This window comes from Nocardioides humilatus, assembly GCF_008373755.1.
GTDB lineage: Bacteria > Actinomycetota > Actinomycetes > Propionibacteriales > Nocardioidaceae > Nocardioides > Nocardioides humilatus.
The window spans coordinates 1-483 of sequence record NZ_VUJV01000101.1; the positions used below are offsets into that span (position 1 = coordinate 1).

General features: G+C 46.2%; 1 protein-coding gene. It reads right to left on the reverse strand.

The window, feature by feature from the left end:
* Positions 1-477, reverse strand: a 477-nt coding sequence (rplM, locus tag F0U44_RS24130) for a 50S ribosomal protein L13 (protein ID WP_497707149.1), incomplete at its 3' end; no start/stop codon positions are given.
* Between the last annotated feature and the right edge of the window lie 6 nt (positions 478-483).

A 483-nucleotide genomic window follows, 5' to 3' on the forward strand; every position in this document is an offset into this window, starting at 1 on the left:
ATAGGATTGGATGATGGTAGTGAATGGTGTTGTCGCCTTCGACACCTTCTCACCAGCATCCTTGGTGATCCTCTTAAGTTTCTTTTCATAGGCAACTCTCTTAACAGCCTTGCCCTTCCTCTTGTCTTCAAGCTTACGAACAACATCACGGTATTTCCATCCAATTTCATGGGACAGTCTGCCTACATGACAGTAATTACGGCCAGGTTTCAGACAGAAGACACGTAGAGCAGCAGGCACTACAACACGTCGACGGTTATCAAAGGGAGGAGGGCACCCGTCATATGTACGTAGCCTCCTAAGAGCATTCTTGCCACGCTCTGTTTTGTGTGGGATCATGCCTCTTACAGTCTTCCATAGAATCTTAGATGGAGCTCTAAAATGGAAAGGTCCACGAGCAGGATTCACGTTGCACCTCTTACGCAGGAATGACATAAGCTTGAGTTTGTTCCTAAAGAAGTTGCCAGAGATGTTGATTTGTTC